This window comes from Mesorhizobium sp. (genome assembly GCF_004962245.1).
In the GTDB taxonomy this organism is placed as follows: Bacteria; Pseudomonadota; Alphaproteobacteria; order Rhizobiales; family Rhizobiaceae; genus Mesorhizobium.
Genome location: NZ_SUHQ01000031.1, coordinates 62,664 through 84,970 on the forward strand (window position 1 = coordinate 62,664; position 22,307 = coordinate 84,970).

The 22,307-nt window shown below is 62.8% G+C and carries 20 protein-coding genes; 3 read left to right on the top strand and 17 right to left on the bottom strand.

Features of this window, described 5'->3' with window-relative positions; genetic code table 11:
* Positions 1-20 precede the first annotated feature (20 nt).
* The 12 genes from E5X88_RS27185 to E5X88_RS27240 all read right to left on the bottom strand — a co-directional run bounded on the left by E5X88_RS27185 (position 21) and on the right by E5X88_RS27240 (position 13,897).
* The gene (locus tag E5X88_RS27185; protein ID WP_292166750.1) at positions 21-986 is read right to left on the bottom strand and encodes an aminoglycoside phosphotransferase family protein; all 966 of its coding nucleotides are present in this window, start codon (positions 984-986) and stop codon (positions 21-23) included.
* A gap of 11 nt (positions 987-997) precedes the next feature.
* The gene (locus tag E5X88_RS27190) at positions 998-2,278 is read right to left on the bottom strand and encodes a Zn-dependent hydrolase (protein WP_292166752.1); all 1,281 of its coding nucleotides are present in this window, start codon (positions 2,276-2,278) and stop codon (positions 998-1,000) included.
* Positions 2,271-3,032 (bottom strand): DeoR/GlpR family DNA-binding transcription regulator, encoded by a 762-nt coding sequence (locus E5X88_RS27195; RefSeq protein ID WP_292166755.1) that lies wholly within the window; start codon positions 3,030-3,032, stop codon positions 2,271-2,273. The genes E5X88_RS27190 and E5X88_RS27195 overlap by 8 nt, the downstream gene beginning before the upstream one ends.
* A 48-nt stretch (positions 3,033-3,080) precedes the next feature.
* Positions 3,081-4,904: an ABC transporter ATP-binding protein gene (locus E5X88_RS27200; RefSeq protein WP_292166758.1), complete on the bottom strand. Its 1,824-nt coding sequence runs from the start codon at positions 4,902-4,904 to the stop codon at positions 3,081-3,083.
* Positions 4,901-5,827 (bottom strand): ABC transporter permease, encoded by a 927-nt coding sequence (locus tag E5X88_RS27205; protein ID WP_292166761.1) that lies wholly within the window; start codon positions 5,825-5,827, stop codon positions 4,901-4,903. The genes E5X88_RS27200 and E5X88_RS27205 overlap by 4 nt, the downstream gene beginning before the upstream one ends.
* Positions 5,827-6,807 (bottom strand): ABC transporter permease, encoded by a 981-nt coding sequence (locus tag E5X88_RS27210; protein WP_292166764.1) that lies wholly within the window; start codon positions 6,805-6,807, stop codon positions 5,827-5,829. The genes E5X88_RS27205 and E5X88_RS27210 overlap by 1 nt, the downstream gene beginning before the upstream one ends.
* Before the next feature lie 126 nt (positions 6,808-6,933).
* Positions 6,934-8,517 (bottom strand): ABC transporter substrate-binding protein, encoded by a 1,584-nt coding sequence (locus tag E5X88_RS27215; RefSeq protein WP_292166766.1) that lies wholly within the window; start codon positions 8,515-8,517, stop codon positions 6,934-6,936.
* Positions 8,518-8,966: 449 nt separating this feature from the next.
* The gene (gene ugpC, locus E5X88_RS27220) at positions 8,967-10,046 is read right to left on the bottom strand and encodes a sn-glycerol-3-phosphate ABC transporter ATP-binding protein UgpC (protein ID WP_292166768.1); all 1,080 of its coding nucleotides are present in this window, start codon (positions 10,044-10,046) and stop codon (positions 8,967-8,969) included.
* A 10-nt stretch (positions 10,047-10,056) separates the two neighbouring features.
* Positions 10,057-10,902, bottom strand: coding sequence for a carbohydrate ABC transporter permease (locus E5X88_RS27225; protein ID WP_292166769.1), 846 nt, complete (start codon positions 10,900-10,902; stop codon positions 10,057-10,059).
* Positions 10,903-10,906: 4 nt separating this feature from the next.
* Positions 10,907-11,827, bottom strand: a complete 921-nt coding sequence (locus E5X88_RS27230; protein WP_292166773.1) for a carbohydrate ABC transporter permease — start codon at positions 11,825-11,827, stop codon at positions 10,907-10,909.
* A gap of 75 nt (positions 11,828-11,902) precedes the next feature.
* Entirely contained in the window at positions 11,903-13,141 is a 1,239-nt protein-coding gene (locus E5X88_RS27235; protein ID WP_292166775.1) for a sugar ABC transporter substrate-binding protein, read from the bottom strand.
* Between the two features lie 120 nt (positions 13,142-13,261).
* Positions 13,262-13,897 (bottom strand): GntR family transcriptional regulator, encoded by a 636-nt coding sequence (locus tag E5X88_RS27240; RefSeq protein WP_366664790.1) that lies wholly within the window; start codon positions 13,895-13,897, stop codon positions 13,262-13,264.
* A 133-nt stretch (positions 13,898-14,030) separates the two neighbouring features.
* On the opposite strand from E5X88_RS27240, the gene E5X88_RS27245 reads away from it, so the two are divergent.
* On the top strand, positions 14,031-15,176 hold the full coding sequence (locus E5X88_RS27245; RefSeq protein WP_292166780.1) for a mandelate racemase/muconate lactonizing enzyme family protein: 1,146 nt from the start codon (positions 14,031-14,033) through the stop codon (positions 15,174-15,176).
* A gap of 41 nt (positions 15,177-15,217) precedes the next feature.
* Here the strand turns inward: E5X88_RS27245 and E5X88_RS27250 are convergent, their stop codons facing one another.
* From E5X88_RS27250 to E5X88_RS27270, 5 genes are all read right to left on the bottom strand, one after another.
* On the bottom strand, positions 15,218-16,027 hold the full coding sequence (locus tag E5X88_RS27250) for a formylmethanofuran dehydrogenase subunit C (RefSeq protein ID WP_292166782.1): 810 nt from the start codon (positions 16,025-16,027) through the stop codon (positions 15,218-15,220).
* Entirely contained in the window at positions 16,024-16,932 is a 909-nt protein-coding gene (gene fhcD / locus E5X88_RS27255) for a formylmethanofuran--tetrahydromethanopterin N-formyltransferase (RefSeq protein WP_292166785.1), read from the bottom strand. Before fhcD ends, E5X88_RS27250 begins: the two co-directional genes overlap by 4 nt.
* Positions 16,920-18,551: a formylmethanofuran dehydrogenase subunit A gene (locus E5X88_RS27260; protein ID WP_292166788.1), complete on the bottom strand. Its 1,632-nt coding sequence runs from the start codon at positions 18,549-18,551 to the stop codon at positions 16,920-16,922. Before E5X88_RS27260 ends, fhcD begins: the two co-directional genes overlap by 13 nt.
* Positions 18,545-19,636: a tungsten formylmethanofuran dehydrogenase gene (locus tag E5X88_RS27265; protein ID WP_292166791.1), complete on the bottom strand. Its 1,092-nt coding sequence runs from the start codon at positions 19,634-19,636 to the stop codon at positions 18,545-18,547. Before E5X88_RS27265 ends, E5X88_RS27260 begins: the two co-directional genes overlap by 7 nt.
* Positions 19,637-19,754: 118 nt before the next feature.
* Positions 19,755-20,135 (bottom strand): 4a-hydroxytetrahydrobiopterin dehydratase, encoded by a 381-nt coding sequence (locus E5X88_RS27270; RefSeq protein WP_292166794.1) that lies wholly within the window; start codon positions 20,133-20,135, stop codon positions 19,755-19,757.
* Positions 20,136-20,292: 157 nt separating this feature from the next.
* Between E5X88_RS27270 and E5X88_RS27275 the strand changes: the two genes are divergently transcribed.
* Both E5X88_RS27275 and E5X88_RS27280 read left to right on the top strand, forming a co-directional pair.
* On the top strand, positions 20,293-21,261 hold the full coding sequence (locus E5X88_RS27275) for a beta-ribofuranosylaminobenzene 5'-phosphate synthase family protein (RefSeq protein ID WP_292166796.1): 969 nt from the start codon (positions 20,293-20,295) through the stop codon (positions 21,259-21,261).
* Positions 21,262-21,304: 43 nt separating this feature from the next.
* The gene (locus E5X88_RS27280; RefSeq protein ID WP_292166799.1) at positions 21,305-22,198 is read left to right on the top strand and encodes an NAD(P)-dependent methylenetetrahydromethanopterin dehydrogenase; all 894 of its coding nucleotides are present in this window, start codon (positions 21,305-21,307) and stop codon (positions 22,196-22,198) included.
* Positions 22,199-22,307: the final 109 nt, after the last annotated feature.

The window sequence follows — 22,307 nt, forward strand, 5'->3', positions numbered from 1 at the left end:
TACAGCCCCCTTGTATCAGCTCAAAGCCGTCTCAACTTCAGTTCGAAGTCCGGATGGCGAAGAGCCATCCGGCAGCGCAGCAGGCGCCACTGCGCGTATTTCAGGAATTCGATGTCGCCGCGCGCCGATGTCGAGTTCATAAGCATCCCCCAGAGTCCCCACATCAGATCGTCCGCGGCCGCATAGGCACGGCAGCGGTCGAGGGAAGCCTGACGGAAGGCCCCCTCGAACATCTCAAGCGCCGGCTGCATCTCTTCTTCGAACGAAAAGGCCTCGTTGAGCAGAATGCCGATCTCGTAGAGGGGATCGACATTGCGGGCTTCGTCGAAATCGACGAGCTGAACCGCCCCGTCCTGGCTTATCATGACGTTGGAGGCGAGGCCGTCCGCGTGGCTCGGCCGGGCATCGTAGCCCGCTGCCGTGATCGCGCGCTCGATCTCCCCGACGCCGTCGAGCATCCACCAAAGATCGTGCGGACGCTCGACGCCGGCGGCTTTGCAAGCGTTGTCCAGCACCCTGATCCCGTCAAATACCGTCCATGACAAGGCGAATGGCCGCGACCCGTGGATCGCCTTTTTGAGCGCGATGACCTGTTCCATGATTTCCGTCCGTCGCAGATCGTCCATGCGCGCCGTCTTCCAACCGGGCGGCAGGAGATCGAAGACGATCGCGTCGGCGTCTCGCGCAAGATGTTGGGGACTTGGCGTGCAGCCCAGTCCGGCCGCGATGGAGGCGGCTTCAAACACGGCCTCCAGATCGACGAACGCCTTCTGGTCGGAACTCACGATCTTCAGGAAATAGGCCGGAGACGACTGGTCGACCGCGACCAGCCATGCCTCGCTGTCGACGCCGCGATGCGAGGGCGATGCGATACCCGGAGAGGCCGAGGTATAACCGATCTGTTTTCCCTTCCATTCTGCAATAGCGGTGAGCGCCGCCTCGGCACGAACTTCCGCGGGGGTGGAGGCTTCGCCGATCGTCTTCATCGTCCGGCCCTTCAGCTCTTCAGGATGTTGCCGTCGACGCAGAACCGCCACAGCATCCCCGCGAGCAGTTCCGTCCCCAGGAGCCGGTCCTCGGGCGTGGTGAATTCCGTCGGATGGTGGATGACACCGCCGACGCTCGGCACTCCGATGACGATCGCCGGCGTCACCGCCGACATGCTGACGGCGTCATGCCCGCCGATCGTGTCGAGCCGCAGCACGGTCTGCCCGAGCAATCCGGCGGTCTGCTCGGCGAGATCGATCAGCCCGGCGTCGAACCCTCCCGCCCGCCTCCGGTCTATGGATCGAACTTCGAACGACACGCGCGCACGCGCGGCGCAGGCTGCGATCTTCTGCTTGAGGTCCGCTTCGGCCGACGCCAGAAGCTCGGCGCTTGCCGACCGCAGTTCGATGAACATCACCGCCTCTGCCGGCACCACGTTCGGCGAGTTGGGATGGACCTCCAATCGCGCCGCCGAGGTGTGCAGATCCGGACCGGCCTTGTCGGCCATGTCCCTGAGTTCGGCGATCAGATAGGCGGCGGCGAGCAGCGCATCCTGCCGCTCGGCCATCGGAGTGGGGCCGGTATGGGCCTGCCGGCCGACATAGGCGAGGCGATATTTGACGGCGCCCCAGTAACGGGTGAATGCCCCGATCCGCAGGCCGGCCTTCTCGAGATGGGCCGAACCCTCGATGTGGATCTCGATCAGGGCGTCCGGCACCACGCGAGCGGCCTTGCCCGCATAGCCAATTTCCGACAGCGCCTCGGCCACCGACACGCCGGAGCCGTCCCGGCGCGCCAACGCGAAATCCAGGTCGATCTCGCCGGAATTGACGCTGCTGCCGAGCAGGCTGGGCTGGAATCGCGCACCTTCCTCGTTGGTCCAGTTGACGACGGCGAAGTTGCATTTCGGCGTGATGCCGGTTTCGGCCGCCCGGCGCCGGATCGCCCCGATCGCGCCGCAGGCGGCGATCACCCCGTAGGCTCCGTCGAAACGGCCGCCATTCGGCTGACTGTCGAGGTGCGACCCGCTCATGATGCAGGGCGCATCCTTGCCGGCCCAGTCGAGAAATCCGTACATGTTGCCGATCGGGTCGACCTCGAGGCGCAGACCTTCCCGCGCGAACCATGCAGCCAACCAGTCGCGTGCCAGTCCATCCTCGCGCGACAGGGTCAGTCGCGTCATCGAGCCGTCTGGACCACCGCCGAAGGCGGAAACCTCATCCATCATCCGATGGAGGGCTTCGGCGTCGATGTCGGGGAAAGCCGACGGGTCCTTGCGAATTTCAAGCATAGAGCACCTTTACCTGCGCCTGATCCATTTGCGCGGCGAAGTCCGCCTTGAGGGGAGCGTCAGTGATCAGGATGTCGACGTCCCGGAATTCGTATGTGCAGATCGAGCCCTGCCGGCCGAACTTGCTGCTGTCGGCCAGCATGACGCACTGTTTGGAGTGCTTTCGCAGCGCGCGGCGAATGTTCGCCTCGTCTTGCCCGAGGTCCATGAAGCCGAACCTGCTGTCGACGGTTGCAATGCTGACGAAGGCGATGTCGAACAGATGCCGCGTGACGAGGTCGACCGGATCCGGACCCATGAATGCCCGGTAGCTCGCCCTGACGTCACCGCCGACCGCTACGAGATTGGGATGTCCGGCATCGGCGAGCAGCGCGACGATGTCGAGCGAGTTGGTGTAGACGGTGATGTCGGGCCAGTTCCTCAGATGCTTGGCGAAGGCCAGCGTCGTCGTGCCGGTGTCGACGAAGATCTTGATGTTGTCCCTGAGCAGGGTCGCCGCGCATTCGCCGATGCGTGCCTTCTCGCGCGCGTTCAGCCGCATCCGGTCGGCGATGGGTTCGTCGGCGTTCGGGCGCGGTTTGACGCCACCGCCATAGATGCACCGCAGGTGCCCCTCGAGTTCCAGTTGCTTCAGGTCGCGACGCACCGTTTCCCGGCTGACCTGGAAATGCTCCGCGAGTGCCTGCACCGATACGCGCCCGTGCCTTTCGAGTTCGGCCAGTGCATATTGCAAGCGATCTTCAGGATCGCTCATGCGGATTTCGCTTCCATCGGTATGTTCCTCCCCGTTTTTTCTTGTCCATCATGCGGCGGCGCGGGCCCCCGGTCCTTCGACGAGAAAGCAGGCCGCCAACTCGCCGTGATTTCGCGCCGTCAGCGTCGGGCTCTCGGCCCGGCACCGGTCGAAGGCATGCGGACAGCGGCTGGCGAAACTGCAACCCGGCGGCAGGTCGATCGGGCTCGGCGGCTCTCCCTCCAGCAGGCAGTCCTCCGGCTTGTAGCGACGCTCCTCCAGTGTCGGAACCGCGCTCAACAACGCCTTCGTGTACGGATGCCCCGGATCGAAGAAAAGACGCTCATTGTGGGCGATCTCCACCACCTCGCCGAGATACATCACGGCGACCCGGTTGCAAACGCGGCGGACCATTGCAAGGTCATGTGAAATGAAGACGTAGGTCAGGCCGTGTTGGACCTGCAGCTTTTCGAACAGCGCCAGCAAGCGGAACTGCTCGGTCTGGTCGAGCGACGACAGCGTCTCGTCCATGATGAGCACCTTCGGCTCGAGCACCATGGCGCGGGCGACATTGACGCGTTGACGTTGACCGGCGCTGAGCCCAAGCGGCAGTTCGTCATAGAGGTTCGCGGGAAGTTCGACCTCGGCCATGACCGTCAGTACGCGTTCGCGAATCTCCTTCGCATTGCGCATGCCGTGCACACGCAGCGGATCCTCCAGGATCGCGCCGATTGATGTGCGCGGCGGCAGCGAGTTGAACGGATCCTGCAGCACCAGCTGAAAATCGCGCCGGAACTTCAGCAGCGTCTTTCCCCGCAGTTTCGAGAGGTCCTCGCCATTGCAGATGACGCTGCCGCTATCAGGAAACTCCAGGCGGCTGAGAAGCCTCATCAGGGTGGATTTGCCGCAGCCGGACTCGCCGACCACGCCGAAATTCTCGCCCGGCATGACGTCGAAGGTGACGTTGCGCACGGCGCGAACCTCGCTGTGGGCCGCGAACGTTCCCCGTTTGCGGACACGGTAGGTGCGGGTAGCGTCGCGGATGCTGATCGTTGGCCTGGCCGCGTTCGGCGTACGCGGAACGGCCGCCGCTTCGCTCGTCCAGATTTTCGGTATCTGGCTGATCAGCTGCAGCGTATAGGGATGCTGCGGCGCATCGATGAGCCGCTGCGGGGTGTTGCGCTCGACGATCCTGCCTTCGGACAGCACCAGGACCTGATCGGCCGCCTCCTTGACCGTCGGCAGCGAAGAGGAAACGAACACCACCGCGGTGTCGAAACGCTCCGTCAACTCGCGCATCAAACGCAGGACCTGCGCCGCGACTGTCACGTCCAGTGGTTGAGTGACGTTGTCGGCGACGAGGAAAGCTGGATTGCTGACCAAAGCGTCGACGATCAGCGCACGCTGCATCATGCCGCCGCTGAATTGCGAGGGGTACTCGTCGAAACGCAATCGTGGCGAGGGAATGCGGACCGCTCCAAGAAGGTCGATGACCCGCTTGCGCGCCTCCGACGGGTCGATGCCGGGCACTACGGCGCTCAGCTTCTCGACGATCTGGCGGCCGACCGGCAACGTGGGATCCAGCGCTCCCATGGGATTCGCACCGACATAGGCGATCTCCCTGCGCAGCAGGCGCATCCGTCCGCCGGCCAGATCGAGGATGTTCTGCGACTTGTACTCGACCGAGCCGGACGCGATGCGCAGCGGTGGGTCGATCCAGTTGACCAGGGCTCGCGCCAGAACGGTCTTGCCCGAACCGCTGGCCCCGATGATGCCGACGATTTCGCGCGGAGCGAGATCGAAGCTCACATCGGACAGGACTGGCCGGGCGCCAGCGCCAGTGCCCACGTCCACGCTGAGATTCCTGACCGACAGGACCGGGCTGCTGTTCACGACACGCCTCCGTAGATCCGGTTGCGGGCACGCTCGAGCGAAGCGCCCATGAGGTTGATGCTGGTCAGGGTAAGGCACAGGAACACCCCCGGCATGGTGGCGATCCACCATGCATTGAGCAGGTATTTCCTGCCGTCGGCGATGATGTTGCCGAAAGTCGGCGTCGGAGGCTGCACGCCGAGGCCGATGAAGCCGAGGATCGACTCGAAGATCATCATGCGCGCCACGTCGAGCACCGACACGAAGATGATCGGCGGCAGCACCAGCGGCGCGAGCAGCCAGACCATGATGCGAAAATCCGAAGCGCCGCTGACCTGGGCGGCACGCACATACTCGCTCTTGCGTTCGGTCATCACGACGCTGCGCGTGACGCGGGCATAGACTGGCCAGCTCGAAAGGCCGAGGACAAGGATGATCGCCGGAATCGTCGGCCGCGATACCCCGAGAACCGTGATCGCAAGGATGATCATCGGGATGGAGAGCTGCGCGTCGGTGATCCGCATGATCACCATGTCGATCCTGCCCCCATAATAACCGGCGAGCGTGCCGAGCGAGCAGCCGATGATCAGCATCACCACCACGGTGGACAGGCCGATCAGCAGGGAATAGCGCAGCCCCACCAGACTGCGCACCAGCATGTCGCGACCGATCTGATCGGTGCCGAGCGGTGCTGCCCAGCTCCATTTGTCGCCGAGGAAGGGTGGCGACTGCAAACGGCCGGCGACGTTCATCTTGGTGGGATCGATCCCGCTCAAAGCCGGATAGAGCAACGCCGCGAGACCCAGTACGGCGAAGATCACGAGGCCGACCCGGAATTCATTCGACGCGAGCGCCGCCTTCCAAATCCGCCGGGACAGCGAAGCGCCGCGCTGCACGTCCGGCGCGGTTGCTTTCAGGCCCAGGTTGGTGTCTGCGATGCTCATCAGTATTCCAGTCTCGGATCGATCAGGGTCGCGATCAGATCGACCGCGATGTTGATCAGGACGAAGATGGCGCTGGTGACGATCGCGATCCCCTGAATCAGCGGAAAATCGCGCTGCAGCACGGCATTGATGGTCAAAAGCCCCAGTCCGGGATAGTCGAAGATGAATTCGATCACGAGCACGCCGCCGAGCAGGCCGCTGATCTGGATGCCGAGCAGATTGAGCAGCGGAACCGAGGCGTTGCGCAGCGCATGCGCGAAGATGATCCGGCGCTGGCTGAGCCCGCGCACGCGGCCGACCGCAATGAACGGCATCGTCATCGCCGAGGAGATCGAGCCGGTCAGCGTCCGGATAAGAACCGGCGAAAGTTCGACAGCCAGCACGATTGCCGGCAGGATGGTGTAGGCAAAACCCTTGTAGCCGATCGCCGGCAGCCATCCGAGTTTCACGGAGAGCAGCAGCGCAAGCACGATGCCGAGCCAGAAACCCGGCAGGGATATGAAGATCGACGACACGTAAAAAGCGACCCTGTCCGGCCATCGTCCGGGAGACAATCCGGCCGGGATGCCGACCAGGAACGAAAAGACCATCGCGAACACGATCGCCAGAAAGGCCAGCTGCAGCGTCATCGGCAGGGTCTCGCCGATAAGCGTGAGCACGTCGGCGCGCTCGCCGCGCGTGGCATCCCCGAAACTGGATCCGCCGGTCGAGGCGCCGCTGGCCGGCCGAACGAACGACTGGCCGAGGTCGCCCCTGACGACGCCGCTCATATAGCGCCCGAATTGAACCAGCACCGGGTCGCGCAGCCCCATCTCCTCGGCGATCTGCTCGATCAGCGCCTCGGGCGCCATTCCTCCCGCCATCAGCCGGACGGGATCGCCCGGAACGATGCGAAGCAGCGTGAAGATCAGCAGCGTGACGAGAAAGATGATCAATGCGCCCTGAGCCAGGCGGCGGACAAGAAAGCTGATGACGAACATTCCATCTCCTGCGGCGAACGAAGCCTGAGGACTGGTTGCCGGCAGCCGGGTCCGTGTGTCCGGACGCCCGACCGTCGGCGACTGTCACGGCTCGGGTTGTTTCTCCCGGGCCGTGGCTTGGGCCAATCAGGCGAACGCCGACTTCGAGGCGTCCATGGAACCGTCCGGATAGATGAAGAGCCCCGTCAGCGATTTGTCCATCGCGTGGATCATGACGGAAGTGAACAGCGACAAGGATGGCACCTTGGCGGCAATCATCGGCATGGTCTCGGTCTGGAGGATCTGCTTGCGCTCCTCGAGCGAGGCCGCGCTGCGCTCCTTGTCGAGTGATGCGTCCAGTTCGGGATCGACAATGCCGGTGATGCGCTTGGACGAGGAATGGAAATGCGTGCGCAGCACGAGGTCCGGCTCCGGCGATCCGGTCGACCAGCCGCAGTCGACCATATGGCCCGGACCGCCGCCGGGACGATCGTAGAGGCGCTCATTCCACGCCGCGATCTCGAGCACCGACAGCGTGACGGGGAACCCCTGCTCCTGCAGCATGGCGGTGATCACCTCGCCATACTCCTTGGTCTTGGGGTAGAACCCGACCGAGGTGATGTATTCGAGTTCGGGCAGGCCCTGCCCCTTCGGGAAGCCGGCTTCGGCGAGCAGGGCCTGGCACTTCTCCGGGCTGTATTCGGGATAGTTGGGCAGGTCGATATAGCCGAACTTCACCGGCGAGACGTAGTTCGCCGATGCATGGCCGGCCTCGCCGAGGATTTCGAGCAGCATCGACCGGTCGATCGCGTGACAGGCCGCCATGCGCACGCGCGGATCGTCGAAAGGCGGCTTGGAGCAGCGGAACCACAGATATTTGTTCTCGACCGAGACCACGCTGCTGATCGCCACATTCTCGTTGCCTTGCAGGGTCGCCACCTGCTCCGGTTCGAGCCGCTCCACGATCGACGCCTGACCATTCATCAGCGACAGCATGCGGGTGGTCGAATCGCCAACGAAGTTGAAGCTGATGCCGGGAATGGTCGGCGCCCCGAGGAAATAGCCCGGGTAGGCTTCCAACACCGTGTCGTTGCCCCGCTGCTCGACGAACTTGTAGGGCCCGGTGCCGTTCAGGCGCTGCGAAAGCGGCCCGCTCGGCCCGGCGGCGATGTCGGTCGCCGACAGCATCGGCAGGTAAGAGGCGAGGAAGATGAACAGGTGCGCCGGATAGCCGCCCTTCGATGTATCGACGATCACCGTGTAGTCGTCCGGCGTCGTGATCGTCAGCGTCTCGGTCGGGCCGGGATACCATTGCGCCGGCCGGTCGGGCTGCGAGCCGTATTCGAAGGTCGCCTTGACGTCTTCCGCCTTGAAGGGCTTGCCGTCGTGGAACTTCACCCCTTCCCGCAATTTGATCTCAAGCTTGGTCGGCTCAAGCAAAGTGATCTTTGTCGCGAGTTCGTAGATGACCTCGTCGGGATTTTCGACGCGCATCGGCGTGCGCGTCAGGAACCCCATGACGAAACCCTCGATGTTCTTCTGCGACAGCGTCGTATGCGCCGTCGGATCCCAGTTGCCGGTGATGTTCTCGGCCGACAGGAAGACCAGTTGCTTGCCCGCCTGCGCAGCGGCGCCAGAGACCAGGAATTCCGGGTTGATCACCATAAGCCCGGCGCCCGCTCCGAACGCCGCCATGCCTTTCATGAAATCGCGCCTGCTTGTCTCGCTCATATGCCGTTCCCCTTTTTCCATCATGTGGTTTTGTGGTTTTCTCTACGTTATCCAAAACTATTCACTTGGCAACAAGGATTCTTTTTATGCGCTGCCGATACTGCGCCCAAAAAGCGCAATCATGCTACAGTGTTGATATTTTAGGCATATTGACGCAAAAACGTTCTGCTGAAGAACACCGTGGCAGCCTCATCGCCCAATAAAGCGGCATTGGGATTAGGGTCTGCGGTTGTGTGGTTTCTTCCAAACCGTCGCAAAGCCAAACGCGGCGCGAATATCTCGCGCGAAGAAATCAGCAGCTCAACCGGAGGTGCGGTTGCAATCGCAGATGTCGGCCGGAACACGGCGCTGAAGGCGTTGGATTATCAGCTGCAACGCCCTGCAAAGACGTCCGGGTGCGCCGCAAGGCGGCCGTAGCCTACGCGCACGCCGGCAAAGCGGTCCGTATGCTAGATGTCGATGCGTTGCTCAGTGTCCGGGTCGAACAGGTTGATGCTCGCCGGATCCACGGTAAAAAAGATTGTCTCGTTTCGTTGGCCGGCAAACCTCGGCGGCACGCGCGCAATAACCGAGCGATCGCCAACCTGCACTGTCACCATCGTCTCTGGCCCGGTAGGCTCCACCACGTCGATCACGCCCGTTACCGAAGCTTGATCGCGCGCAGCCACTTTCAGTTCCTCGGGCCGCATGCCCAGGATCACCGGGCGCTCGGAGATTTCCGCCGGTTTTCTGGCCGGCATCGCGATCGATACCCCGCTCGCTTCGAAACGGACACCGCCCGCCTCCCGGACCAATTGTCCAGGTAGGAAGTTCATTGCCGGAGACCCTATGAAACTTGCCACGAACATGTTGGCGGGCCGTTCATAGACAGTGCGCGGGTCTGCCAATTGCTGGATGTAGCCGCCCTTCATCACAGCCACCTTGGTGCCCAGTGTCATCGCCTCGATCTGATCATGCGTGACATAGACGATGCTTGTGCCGAGACGCTCGTGCAGGCGCTTGATCTCTGTGCGCATTTCCACACGAAGCTTGGCATCGAGATTGGACAGCGGCTCGTCGAAGAGGAACAGCTCCGGGTCGCGCACGATCGCCCGGCCCATCGCAACGCGCTGCCGCTGTCCGCCCGAGAGGTTGGCGGGGCGCCGGTCGAGCAGATGGGAGATTTGCAGCAGGCGCGCGGCGTCTTCGACGGCACCCTTGCGTTTGTCGGCGTCCACGCCACGCATTTCCAGCCCGAAGCCGATGTTTCTCGCGACCGACATGGTCGGATAAAGCGCGTAGGATTGGAACACCATCGCAATATTACGGTCCTTGGGTGCAAGGTCCACGACCGAGCGTCCGCCGATCAGGATATCGCCGCCGGACGTGTCGTCGAGGCCGGCAATCATGTTGAGCAAGGTCGACTTGCCGCATCCGGACGGCCCAAGCAGAACCAGGAATCCCCCGTCCTCAAGCTCGATGTCGACGCCGTGAAGAACCTGTACGGAACCGTAAGATTTGCGCACGTCCTTGATGGAAAGTGTCGCCATGTGAGCACTCCTAACCTTTGACGGCGCCGGCGGTCAGCCCCTGAACCATGGTTCGCTGGACGATCGCGAAGAGAACGATGACCGGGATGATGCTGAGGATGCCGCCCGCGGCCAGAACGCCCCAAGGAAGCTGGAACTCGCCGACCATCAGTTGCAGGCCCACGGGCCAGGTGCGAGACCCCTGCCCCGTCGTGAGCATCAGGGCGAACAGGAACTCGTTCCAGGCAGCGATGGCAATGAACACGGAACTTGCCACCAGGCCGTTCCGCGCAAGCGGCACGACGATACGGACCATGGCGCCAAGCCTTGTCGAACCGTCGATTCGTGCCGCATTCTCAAGTTCCCTGGGTGCTGAATCGAAGAAGCCTTTGAGCATCCATACGAACAGCGGCAGCAGGAAACTCGTATACGCAAGCGCAAGGCCGAAACGGCTGTCCACGAGCCCCACGCCACGCATCACGACATAAAGGGGAATTATCACCATGACCGCCGGGAACATGCGCACGACAAGATAGCCGAGCATGAGCCGGTCCCGGCCGCGAAATGCGAAGCGCGAAAACGCATAGGCGGCCAACGTGCCTGTGACGACGCAGATCGTCACCGTCAGCAAGGTAACGACGAGGCTGTTGCCGATAAGCAGGGGAAAGCCGGACTGCGTCCAGATGGCGACATAATTGTCGAAGGTGATGCGGCTCGGCATGTACTGCATCGTCTGGGTGACGATGTCGGCCTCATATTTGAGCGACGTCAGGAACATCCACACCATCGGGCCGATGCAGAATACCGAGAGGCTGACAAGCACGACGTAGGTGGCGATGTTCGCGATCATCCGCCGGTGACGCTTGCTTTCGATCATCGCTCTATTCCTTGGTAATCCTGGAGATGCGGATGTAGGCGACCGCGAAGACCATCAGGATGACGAACATCACCACCGACAGGGCGGCTGCGTAGCCGAAGTTGAATTCCTTGTAGGCGGTCTGGAAGGCGTACAGCGACAACACCTGCGTGGCATCTCCCGGTCCGCCACCGGTGAGAATGAGGAGCAGATCCGGCGAATTGACCAGACTGATGACGCGCAGGATCACTGCCGCCGCGATGACGGTCTTGAGCATCGGCAGGGTGATCAGCCTGAGCTGCGCAGCCACGCCCGCGCCATCTACCGCAGCGGCTTTATAGAGGTCTTCGGGAATACTCTTCAGACCCGCAAGCAGCAGCAGCGCGAAGAATGGAAACCCATGCCAGGCCTCGACCAGAATGGTCGCCGCAAGGGCGGCATTGGGGTCCGCAAACCATGCCTTGTATGTCTGCAGGATGCCCACGCGGACCAGAATGTCGTTGATGACCCCAAGCCGCGGATCGAGCAGCAAAGCCCACATATGACCCGCTACGACATTGGGCAGGAAGTAGGGGAGCAGGATGAGCACGGCGAAGATCTTGGTGCCCGGCAGATCCCTGTTGAGCGCTGTCGCGGTGAGAAGACCAAGCGCCAGTTCCAGCACGACCGCGGCGGTCACCCACACGACTGTATTCTTCAGCGCGATCCAGAAGACCGGGTCGGACCACATCGCCGCATAGTGTTTGAAGCCGACCCAACCATCGAGCCCGGGACGCGTCAGACGCATCTCGCGAAAGCTGATGGCCATGCCGTAAAGGGTCGGATAAGCGATCACAAGAAGGATCAGGACGAGGCTCGGAAGGAGCAGCAGATACATCCAGTATCGGGTCTCGGACAGTTCGCCGAGGGCCCGGAAAGGCAGGTATCTGCTCGCGCTTGAAGTCATGGATCTCCGGCGCGAAGCACCGTCCCGTTGCGTGATAGGCGCGGCTGCATGCCCGAGCCGCCGTACCGGAATATGTCAGCGAAGGGCGGCGTCGAGGCCCTGGGTCATGCGGTCCACAGCCTGTTCCGGCGTCGACTGGCCCGTCAGCACCGACTGGAAAGCGGGATTGACGACGTTTTCGGACCAGCCCGCGGCGCCGATGAAATTGTTCGGCAGGCGTCCGAACTCGAGCGTTTCCACCGCCGCACCGTAAATTGGATTCCCGGTGATCCGCTGATCCTGCAACGCAGCGGCAGACGCCGGAAAATAACCGGTCCCCTCGAGCAGGGCTATGGCGGCGTCCGTCTGGCCCCAGAAACTCACCCACTGCCAGGCAGCCTCGATATTGTCTTCTTTCATGATGCCGTTGCCGGCGTAGGCGACGCGAGCGATATGCGCCTTCGGACCGGCCGGCATGGGTGCGGTCGAGAACTGTTCGCCCTGCTTCATCGCACCGGAGATTTCGTTTAGCGAACCGGTATGATGCCACAGCATTGCCGTCTGTCCGGTGCGGAACGCTTCCATGATCTGGCGGTAGCTGTCGTTCGGCGCGCTCGGCGGCACGACCTTTTCCCTCAGGAAGAGATCGGAATAGAACGTCACCGCCTCGATCGCCGCGGCCCTGTCGATGGCTGGCTGGTCGTCCTTGACGATCGGCGAGCCGAACGCCTCCATGACGTCGATGACATATTTGAACCCGCCGGCGCCGGCGCGCATGCCAAAAGCATACCTGCCCTTCGAAGGATCGGTCAGCTTGCGGCAGGCCTCCAGGAATTCATCGAAGGTCTTGGGTGGCCCTGCCAGCCCAGCTTCCTCGAAATAGTCGGTGCGGTAGTACATCCAGTCGACAAAGGCGAAGGCGGGAACGGCATAGATCGCACCGTCACTGGAAAGCCCGGTCCAGCGGTTGTCGGGAAAATTCGCCTTGCCGGCCCAGCCGTTCACGCGGTCGGTAAGGTCGATCAATCCCTCCATCGCGGTGAGGTCGGCGAATCGCTCGGCGATCACCATGGCGGTGTCTGGACGCCCGCCTGCCAGCACCGCCGAAGAAACCTTGGCCATATATTCCGAGTTCGGGATGTTTTCCTGCGTCACCGCCACATCCGCATTCGCCGCCTGAAACAACCCGATGATCTTGAGCAGGCCGGCCATTTCCGACTGACTGGTAAAATGGTGCCAGTAGCTGATGGCACTCGCGGCCCGGGCACCGCCGACGTGTCCCGCCATCGCGAGGGCCGCGGAACCGATGAGAAGCTGCCTCTTGTTCAACTGCATGCGATCTCCTCCAAGCTATCAGATCAATGCACTGATCGATCAGTTGGAGGTAACATCATTTCCCAAAGCGCGCAACCGCGCTCGGGAGCTAGTGACAAACGAAGCACGCGGCTTGACGTGTCAGACGAGACCCAGGTTCCGCTGCATGGCCGCTTGGAAATGCGCCTGCAGCATTGCTTCAGCGCTATCGGCATTCCTGGTGCCGCAAGCCTCAAGGATGTCGAGATGCTCCTTGAGTGTCCGGATCATGATAGGCGAGGTGAGCTTGCTGTCGAGACGCAGCAGACGCAGATAGTTGTGCATGCGCCGATAGGTGCTGTCGATCAGCGGATTGCGCAGCGCGCCGATGATTGCGCCGTGAAGTTCTCTCTCCAGCGCATCCATCTCCTCCAGCTGCTCTTTCCCGACACCCTCTCGCTCCACCCGTCGAACCAGGCGAGAATGCCGCATTTCCAAGGCATTCATGACGGCCTCGTCACCTTGCTCGGCAAAGACGCGTACTGCCGAACGCTCTATGATGGAGCGAAACTGGTAGGTGGCGCGCGTAAGCTCCATGCCGGGTCTTACGAACTGGATCCCGGAGCGCGGATGAATGGTGAGAATTCCCTCGGCTTCGAGCACGCGCAGGGCGTCGCGAAGCGGGGCGACGGGCACGTCGACGATCGCGGACAGCTCGTTCTGCGAGACGAAGGCCCCGACCGGAACGCGCCTGTCGAACAAGCCTTCCAGGATTCGTTCATAGGCAACATCGCTCATACGGGTAGCCGCCACTGGTGTATGAGAGACGGATTTTGCTTTTCCCGCCACTTGCGGCACCTCCGTTGGTTCGATACTAAGATATTATCTGATAGATCAGTATACGTTATTAAACGATCAGAAGGTCATTGTGATGAGCCTTTCGCATTTTCGTATAACCCGATTTCAGTTCGCCCGCGACCGGGTAATCGGGGACAGTCAGGTTCGCGCGGACGATGTCAACATTGCCGCTCTGGAACTCGTTTCGGAAAGTGGTGAGGTGGGGCTGGGCTTCGTCCAGGCGCTCTTCAATCCCCTGCCCGACCAGACGGAGATCGAGGCCGTTTTCGAGAACGAGGTTTGGCCGACGCTGAAAGGGCACAAGGCGATCGGGCTGGTTCACCGCGTGAACCGCCCGCGCGGCGGCAACCAGCGGGCTTACTCCTTGCCTTTTCAGGAGGCCGTTCAGGTGGCGCTTTGGGACCTTGCGGCAAAGGAAGCCGGACTGCCCCTTCATGTCCTGCTTGGCAGTCGCCGCAACCGCGTGGGTGCTTACGCCAGCGGTCTCGATTTCCACCTCGATGACGAGGCCTTCGTCTCCTTGTTCTCCCACGCGGCGTCGCTCGGCTACTCCGCTTTCAAGATCAAGGTCGGCCATCCGGATTTCGACCGCGATCTGCAGCGCCTGGAGCTGTTGAAGACCTGCGTGCCGGCAGGGTCGAAAATCATGATCGATCCGAACGAGGCGTGGACTTCGAAGGAAGCGCTCATGAAATTGGTGGCGATCCGCGATGCCGGCCACGATCTTCTGTGGGTCGAGGATCCGATCCTGCGGCACGACTACGAAGGGCTGAGAACACTCAGGCACGCAGTGACATGGACCCAGATCAACAGCGGGGAGTACCTGGATCTCCAGGGCAAGCGGCTTCTTCTCGAGGCCCACGCAGCCGACATCCTCAATATCCACGGCCAGGTAACCGATGTCATGCGCATCGGTTGGCTGGCCGCCGAGCTCGGGATACCGGTCAGCATAGGCAACACTTTCCTAGAGGTTGGCGTGCACATGGCGGTCGCGCTTCCTGAAGTCGAATGGCTGGAATATTCGTTCCAGAACTTCGACCATCTCGTGGAACAGCCCATCGAAATCCGGGACGGTTACGCCTACGCGCCCGACCGGCCGGGCCATGGACTGGTACTATCCGAAAAAGCGCGCACCGAATGGATGAGACCAAAGCGTCTGGCACGGTCGGAACTGGGTGCCGCGCCCGAAAACCCGCGTCTTCCCGGAAAGTCACGATGAGCGATCGGTCATATCGCCCGCGCTATGTATGGCTGCGGACCTCAGTGTGGGAAAAGAACCTCACCCAATCCAAGCACCGCGTTGTCACCGCCATATCTATGCGGCGCGTTGCCCAGAAGCGGCCGTTTCAAAATACCCTCGGTGATCAGATAGCGATCGATGATGGCGGCGAAAACGCTCTCTGGCGCGCCGCATTCGACGAAGCTCGGCGACAGACTTCTTGGCGCGCGATCGAGAAGGATCGAACCGCGACGCATCAGATAGCCGGGCATCTCGCCGGTGCCGCCGGCCACCACCAGCGTGCCGGCGATCATGCGGCTGCCGGCATGGTCGCCTGAACCTTTCAGCACCGCGATCAGACCGCGCCGCATGCGGTCGGCGGCAAAAGCGCCCGCTTTGCCCCTGATGATCAGCACGCCGCCATTCATGCCGGCCAGTTCCCCGGTGAGCGGCGCCCCAAGGTGGTCGCCTGCATTGCCTGTTATTTCAAGCCTGCCGCCGCGCATGCCGGAGCCGGCATGCGGCCCCGCATCGCCTTCGATCGTGAGCTTGCCGCCGCGCATGGCGCGCCCGGCCTGGGCGCCGGCGTCGCCGACGAGGCGAACCGAACCGCCCCGCATGCCTTCCGCGACGCGGTCGAGGCGCGCGCTTCCACCTTCGAACACGATGTTCAGCGGATCGTTGCCGGCCACGCGAAAAATATCGCCGACCTTCGATCCATGTTTCGACATGCCGATCCGGATCTTTTCGATATCGTGCCTTTCGATCCCGGCAAGACGCTCCGCGGTCAGCGGCGACAGGTCAAGGCGCTCGGGCGGCTCGGCGACAAGAGTGAAGGTGAGCGCCTTCATGGCAGCATGTCCTTCAGCGAATAGATGAATTTGCCGAGCTTGCCGCCGTAATTGCCGGCGCTGATGCGAACCGCGCCTTTCTGCGGCCCGAGCTCGATGACGGCCTTGATGCCGGCCTTCATGGCGGCGGCAACGGCGTCGTTGGTCTCGCCGTCGATGACGATTTCCAGGACGGCGTTGATGTCGGGGCCGAGCGCACTCTTGACGACGCCGCGCAGTGTCGGTGCGTAGGCTTCGTTGGCCGAGGCGATCATGCCCTTGTATTTGCCGCCGATCTTGGAACCCGAACGGGCAATGCCGCCCGGAAACGGCACGATCGCGCCGGGCACCTGGCCGATCGCGGCGACCGCGGCCTCTGCGGCAGCCAAGGCCTTGGCGCTGCTTTCAGCCATGACGAAGAAATTACCGCCACCGACGGCTTCCTTCGTCAGCCCGGTCGTTGCCTCGCACAGGAATTCGCCGTCCATGACGGGAACGCGCCAAAAATGCCTGCCGCCGATCTTTTTGGAGATCTGCCAGCCGTCGCCGAAATAGCGCAGCGCCGAACCGAGCTTCAACGCGGCGCTGCCCTCCAGTCCGGCGAAGCAGGCGGAACCCGGCGAGGTCAACACACACTGGCCGACGCGATTGAGTAGTTGTTTCTGCAGTTCGTCGGTCCCCATCGCGAAGATCATCACACGGCAGCCGGGCCGGCCATCCGGTGTGGCCGATGGCGGCAGTTCGACATCGATTGCCGCCTCGCAGCCGCAGCCGATCACCGAGGTGGCGAAGCCGGTCATCGTGATCGCCGCCTGGCGCGCCCATTTCCGGTTCGGCGCGGTGATGATGATGGCGGTCGCGCGCATGCCGAAGGCCTCGGCAAAGGTATCGTCGATCATTATGCCATTTACGCTCAGGTTCGGCATGCCACCTCGCCGAAAGGCTGTTCGCGCGCGATCGCGGAATCCGGGAAATTGAACCAGTCCAGCGACAGGCCGTAACGCTGCTGGTGATAGTCCTCCAGGCGCCGCACCATCGCCTTGTCCGGCGACGGATTGAGCCTGAGCGCCTTGCCCCACCGGTAATGGGTGATCTCCCCGTCTTGCACGACGAGATCGCCGTCCTTGAAGACATACGCCGCCTGCCCCAGCATTTTTGCGATATTCCCGCACCTGCGGTAGATCGCGATGTCGGCTATGGCGCCGGCGCCGAGATGGCCTCGATCGGTCAGCCCAAGCAGCTTGGCCGGGGCCGCGCGCGTCATGATGGCGATTTCCTCGAACGTGTATTCGCGGTCGATTGCGGCCAGGGTGGAGAGCGCCATGGCGGATTTTGAGAGTCCGGCGGTCATTTCGGTACGCGCTTCCCGGCTCATCAGCAGCTCGAACAGAGCCGGATAGGTGGTAAAGGGCGCGCCGTTGGGATGATCGGTGGTGAAGAAGACCCGCCAGGGATCGTCGATCAGCAGAAAGAGCTCGAGCCCGATCGCCCACTGCATCGTGCCATAGAAGTCCTTGCCATAGTTGTAGGGCACGATGCCGCCGCCATTGCCGTCGCCGTCATGAATGACTGACTTCTTCGGGCTCGCACTGCCACGCGCAGAAAACTGCCGCATGACGTCGGAGGAGATGGTGACCGTCTGGCCGAACATCACCTGGCCGATGTCGATGGTGACTTCCGGCGTCGTGTTGACCAGTTCGGCAAGACGCGCCGCGGCCGAGGAAAACTTGCGCTTTCCCTCGGTACCGTAGCCATAGAACTGGAGATGGGCGAGGTGCAGCGGCAGCCCTTCCGCCGCCGCCATCGTCGAAGCCGCCGTGTCCGCCGATCCGGGGCTGCCCAGATTGTTGCAATGGACATGCAGAGGATGCGGGACGCCGAGACTGTCGACGGCGGCCTGCAGCGTCTTGACGATCTTGCGCGAGCTGACGCCATAGGAAGGCACCACGTCGTCCAGCGAGAAGGTGCGGACATTTTCCTTGAAGGCGGCCGCCGCACCGGCGTTGATCACCTTGACCCCGAGCGCCCGCGTCGAGGCGACGGTCCAGGCGACATAGTCCTCGATCATTTGAGAGGAGGCGTCGTCGCGGATCATCGACAGCAGGAAATCGTCGTTACCGAGAATGGCGAGCGTCGCCTTGTCGATGATCGGGATGTCAGCCAGTTCGAGATGGGTGTGAAGTGCGGCTCCCGGCGACATCGCCGGCTCTACGACCGTGGTGAAACCCATCTTGGCGTAGAGGCAGCCGGTCTGGAAGGTCGACCAGCCCGCGTTGGAGAGCGGCGTCGCCGCCGGCCGTGCCTGGTGCGCGGCATGCTGCTCGGGCAGGAGCAGCCGTGCCGTATTCACGTTGCCGCCGCCGATGTGCGAGTGGATGTCGATGGCGCCCGCCATCACGATGCAGCCGGCGGCGTCGATGGTCCGGTCGGCCGACGCCCCAGCCGGCGCTCCGACGAGCATGTCGTCCCTGATCCAGAGGTCACCCTTGCCGAGACGGCCGTTGACGGGATCGATGATGTCGCCGCCGGCGATTTTCGTCAGCATGGCAACGCGACCTCGGCGGAGATATGACTGGCGACCAGGCGGATGATCGTCGCAGCGGAGGGCAGTTCGGACGCCGCTCGCGCATCGACCGACCTTAGCGAACCGGTGCGGCTGGAATAGACCACCGCCTCGTGATCGACGCCCGCTTCGCCGATGGCGATGGTAACCGCGGCGCCCGCGACCGGCTTCTGCGTTTTCGCCAAGGCGATCAGCGCCATGCGGTTCCTTTTCTTCTGCGGCGGGACAATTGAGGAGGAGATCCGCAGGTGCAGATCGGCTTCGCCGGCAGCGATCATGCGCGCGACATCGTAGCGCCAGGGATCGAAGTCCGGGAAGCCACGCGCGAAGCCCGTGCGCAGTGGAAAGCCCGTCATCCAGGTCGAGGCGAGCGCGCTTCCCCATCCGTTTTCGCTGGCCGGCAGATGAAGGCCGGATGCGCGTGATGTGCGGTTGAGATCGGCGATCAGTCCTTGCAGCATCTCCAGCGCCAGCCCTTCCGTTGCGTCGCCTGAAAACAGGAAGACTGGAAAACGCGCAGCCGCCAGGGCTTTGGCGAAATCGTCGAAATTCGACACCGGCTGCGATGTCTGACGCCCCCTGTACTGCGCCCTCAGCGCCGCCAGCGTCGAGCCGAGGCTTGCCTCGCCGCAGGAAAGGAGCGTCCCCGTCCGCCCGTTGCTCAACGGCGGCGCAGACGCCCCGTTCGGCCCGACCAGAAAGAATTCGCGTTGATTCTTGGCCGAGAGATCGGGAACCGTCTCTGCAAGTTCGCCGACAAATTCATGATAGATCTGCGGGAGTTCGCCCACGATCACCACGACGTCGGCGCGCCGCCGCGTCTCGCCGGGCGCAACGGTCATCGCGCCTTTGTCGGTAAAAAGCGCGGTCTCCCGGGAAAGTGCCGCGCCATCGGCATGATCGTATGCCGCGCCTACCCGCTCAGCCAGCGCGATAGCCGCCCTGGTGCCGTGTATATCCGTATCCAGGCTGAAAACCGGGCACCGGCTTGACCCCAACAGCGCGGCGGCATGTGCAGCCGCGCGCTCGACCAGCGTTTCCCGGTTGCCGATCCAAGCAACCGCCATCCACTACGCTACTTTCTGGTGCCGACCTGATCCTAGACGAAACTGGATTGGCCGTGAACCCCGCCTGCCAGCAGATTAGCGAATGTTTTCATAAGCTATCAACAAATTCCGACCGCGCTTAATCATATTTGATGTAAGCGAAGCGCTGATCGGTCGGCGGGGTGCCTTCCAGCGCGCCGCCTTCCTTGGCCGGCTGCCACTGGACGACATCCTCGATTTTCTTGGCCAACTCGAAGTCCTTGTCGGTGATGCCCTTCGCTGCGTGGTTCATCAGGCGCACCTCGACCCAGGCGTAGGAGGCCGTGATGTCGGGATGGTGCCAGGCTGCCTCGGCGAGATGACCGACAGTGTTGATGACCATCAGTGTCGATTTCCAGCTTTGGGTCTTGTATTTGCGCCGGATCCAGCCGTTCTCGTAGCGCCATTTCGGCAGCTCCTTCTCGAGCCGGTCAGCGATCTCGGCTTCCGAATAGACCTTCTCCTTAGCTGTCTCGCTCATCTCGACCTCCGCGACTTGCCCGGTCTGTCTCCGCGCCGGGACCAAAGTAGATAAAACGAATGCTCTCTCCGGCTTGCCCCTTCGACGAAAACAGCTATCATGGCGACGGGCACCTAAACTTCCATGATGCGTCTATGATGCACCCATCGGGGGGTAGATGTCGAATTCTGTTACCATACGAGTGCCCGCCCGCCTGCATCTTGGCTTCCTCGATCTCAACGGCGATGCTGGACGTCGCTTTGGCAGCGTCGGGCTTCCGCTGAGCGAACCCGAAACCGTCGTCACCCTGTCGCGGTCCGGCGAGACCATCGTCGAAGGCACCGAGAGCCGTCGTGCCGGTGAGCATTTGTCGACGCTCTGCAGGCATCTCGGCATTCGCGGCCAGCACCGTCTGGTGGTCGAACAGTCGATCCCGAGCCATGCCGGCCTGGGCTCCGGCACGCAGATCGCTCTTGCCGTCGCCTCGGCGCTGCGCACGCTCCACAACCTGCCTCTCGACATCGGCGGCGACGCGACCCTGCTCGAGCGCGGCGGCCGGTCCGGCATCGGCATCGCTAGTTTCGAACGCGGCGGCGTCATTGTCGACGCCGGCAAGGACGACAGCGGCAGGCCGCCGCCGGTCGTGGCGCGCCTGCCGTTCCCGGAAGAGTGGCGCGTCATCCTGATCCTCGACCATGGCGGGCATGGCCTGCATGGCGATGACGAAATCGCGGCGTTCCGTTCGCTGCCGCCCTTCCCGGCGTCCGGCAGCGGGGAGATCTGCCGGCGGGTGCTGATGGGCATCATGCCGGCCCTGGTCGAGCACGACCTTCCAGCCTTCGGCGCCGCCGTCACCGCGATCCAGATGCTGATCGGCACCCATTTCGCTCCGGCACAGGGCGGCGTGTTCACCTCGAAGCGGGTCGAGAGGGTGGCCCACGCTCTCAACGGAGCAGGCGCCGTCGGCATCGGCCAGAGCTCGTGGGGGCCGACTGGATTTGCCTTCGCCCCGTCGCAAGACGCGGCAGTCAGGTTCGTCGGCGCGGTTCAGCAGACCGTGGAAGACGGCATCGAGATCAAGATCGTCAAGGGCAGGAATTCCGGCGCGAAGACCAGTTCGACCAAACTCGATCTTGTCGGCAGCTGACGGCTCGGAAAAACGCGATCACCTTTAAACAGAAAGGCGAGAAATGGCCCGCAAACATATCCTGCACATGCTGACGCCGTTGAAGCACATGAGCCCCTTCGACGTGAACATGGCGCTCGATGCAGGCTTCGACGCCGTCGTTCCCTATGTCGATGTAAGCCCCGGCGAAGTGACAGGCCTGGTGCAGGACGCGATCTTTTCGCGCCCGCCCGATGCGGGCGTCGATACCGGCATCTTCATCGCCGGCAAGGATGCCTCGCTGGCGCTCGACATGTTCGACGCGGCGCGAAAGGCCATGGTGCCGCCTTTCCAGGTTTCGGTATTCGCCGATCCGGCTGGTTCGTTCACCACGGCCGCGGCGATGGTGGCCAAGGTCGAAAAGGCGCTGGAGACAAAATTCGCGCGCGGGCTGAAGGACACGAGGATCGCTGTTTTCGGCGCCACCGGCGTCGTCGGCTTCTGCACCGCCGTTATCGCCGCCAGGGAAGGCGCCCGGGTCACGCTTGTCGGTCATGACGGTATCGAAAGGGTCGAGCAGGTCGCGGCCGAGATCAAAAGCCGATTCAGGATCGCCGTGGATGCGGCTGACGGGTCGAGCGACGCCCGCAAGACCAAGCTGGTCGAGGCGAGCGAAGTGATCCTGGCCTGCGCCAAGGCCGGCGTCCAGGTGGTCTCGAAAGCCCAGTTGAAACGCGACGGCCTGCTCATTGCCGCCGACGTCAATGCGGTTCCGCCGGCCGGCATCGAAGGCGTGGCCGTCAATGCCAATGGCGATCCGCTCGAAGCGGCAAAAGCTGTCGGCATTGGTCCGCTTGCCATCGGCAATGTGAAATATAAGGTCGAGTTCGGCCTCTTCAAAAGAATGATCGAATCCGAAAAAACGATCACGCTCGATTTCCAGGAAGCGTTTTCCCTTGCACGCGAAATCGCCAAATAACGCCGGATCTCTCCTGATCGCGGCGATTTCGGGCCGGGCACTGGCTGCCGCTGCGCGCCGCGCCGGCTATCGTCCGCTGGTCGCCGATTTCTTTTGCGATACGGACACG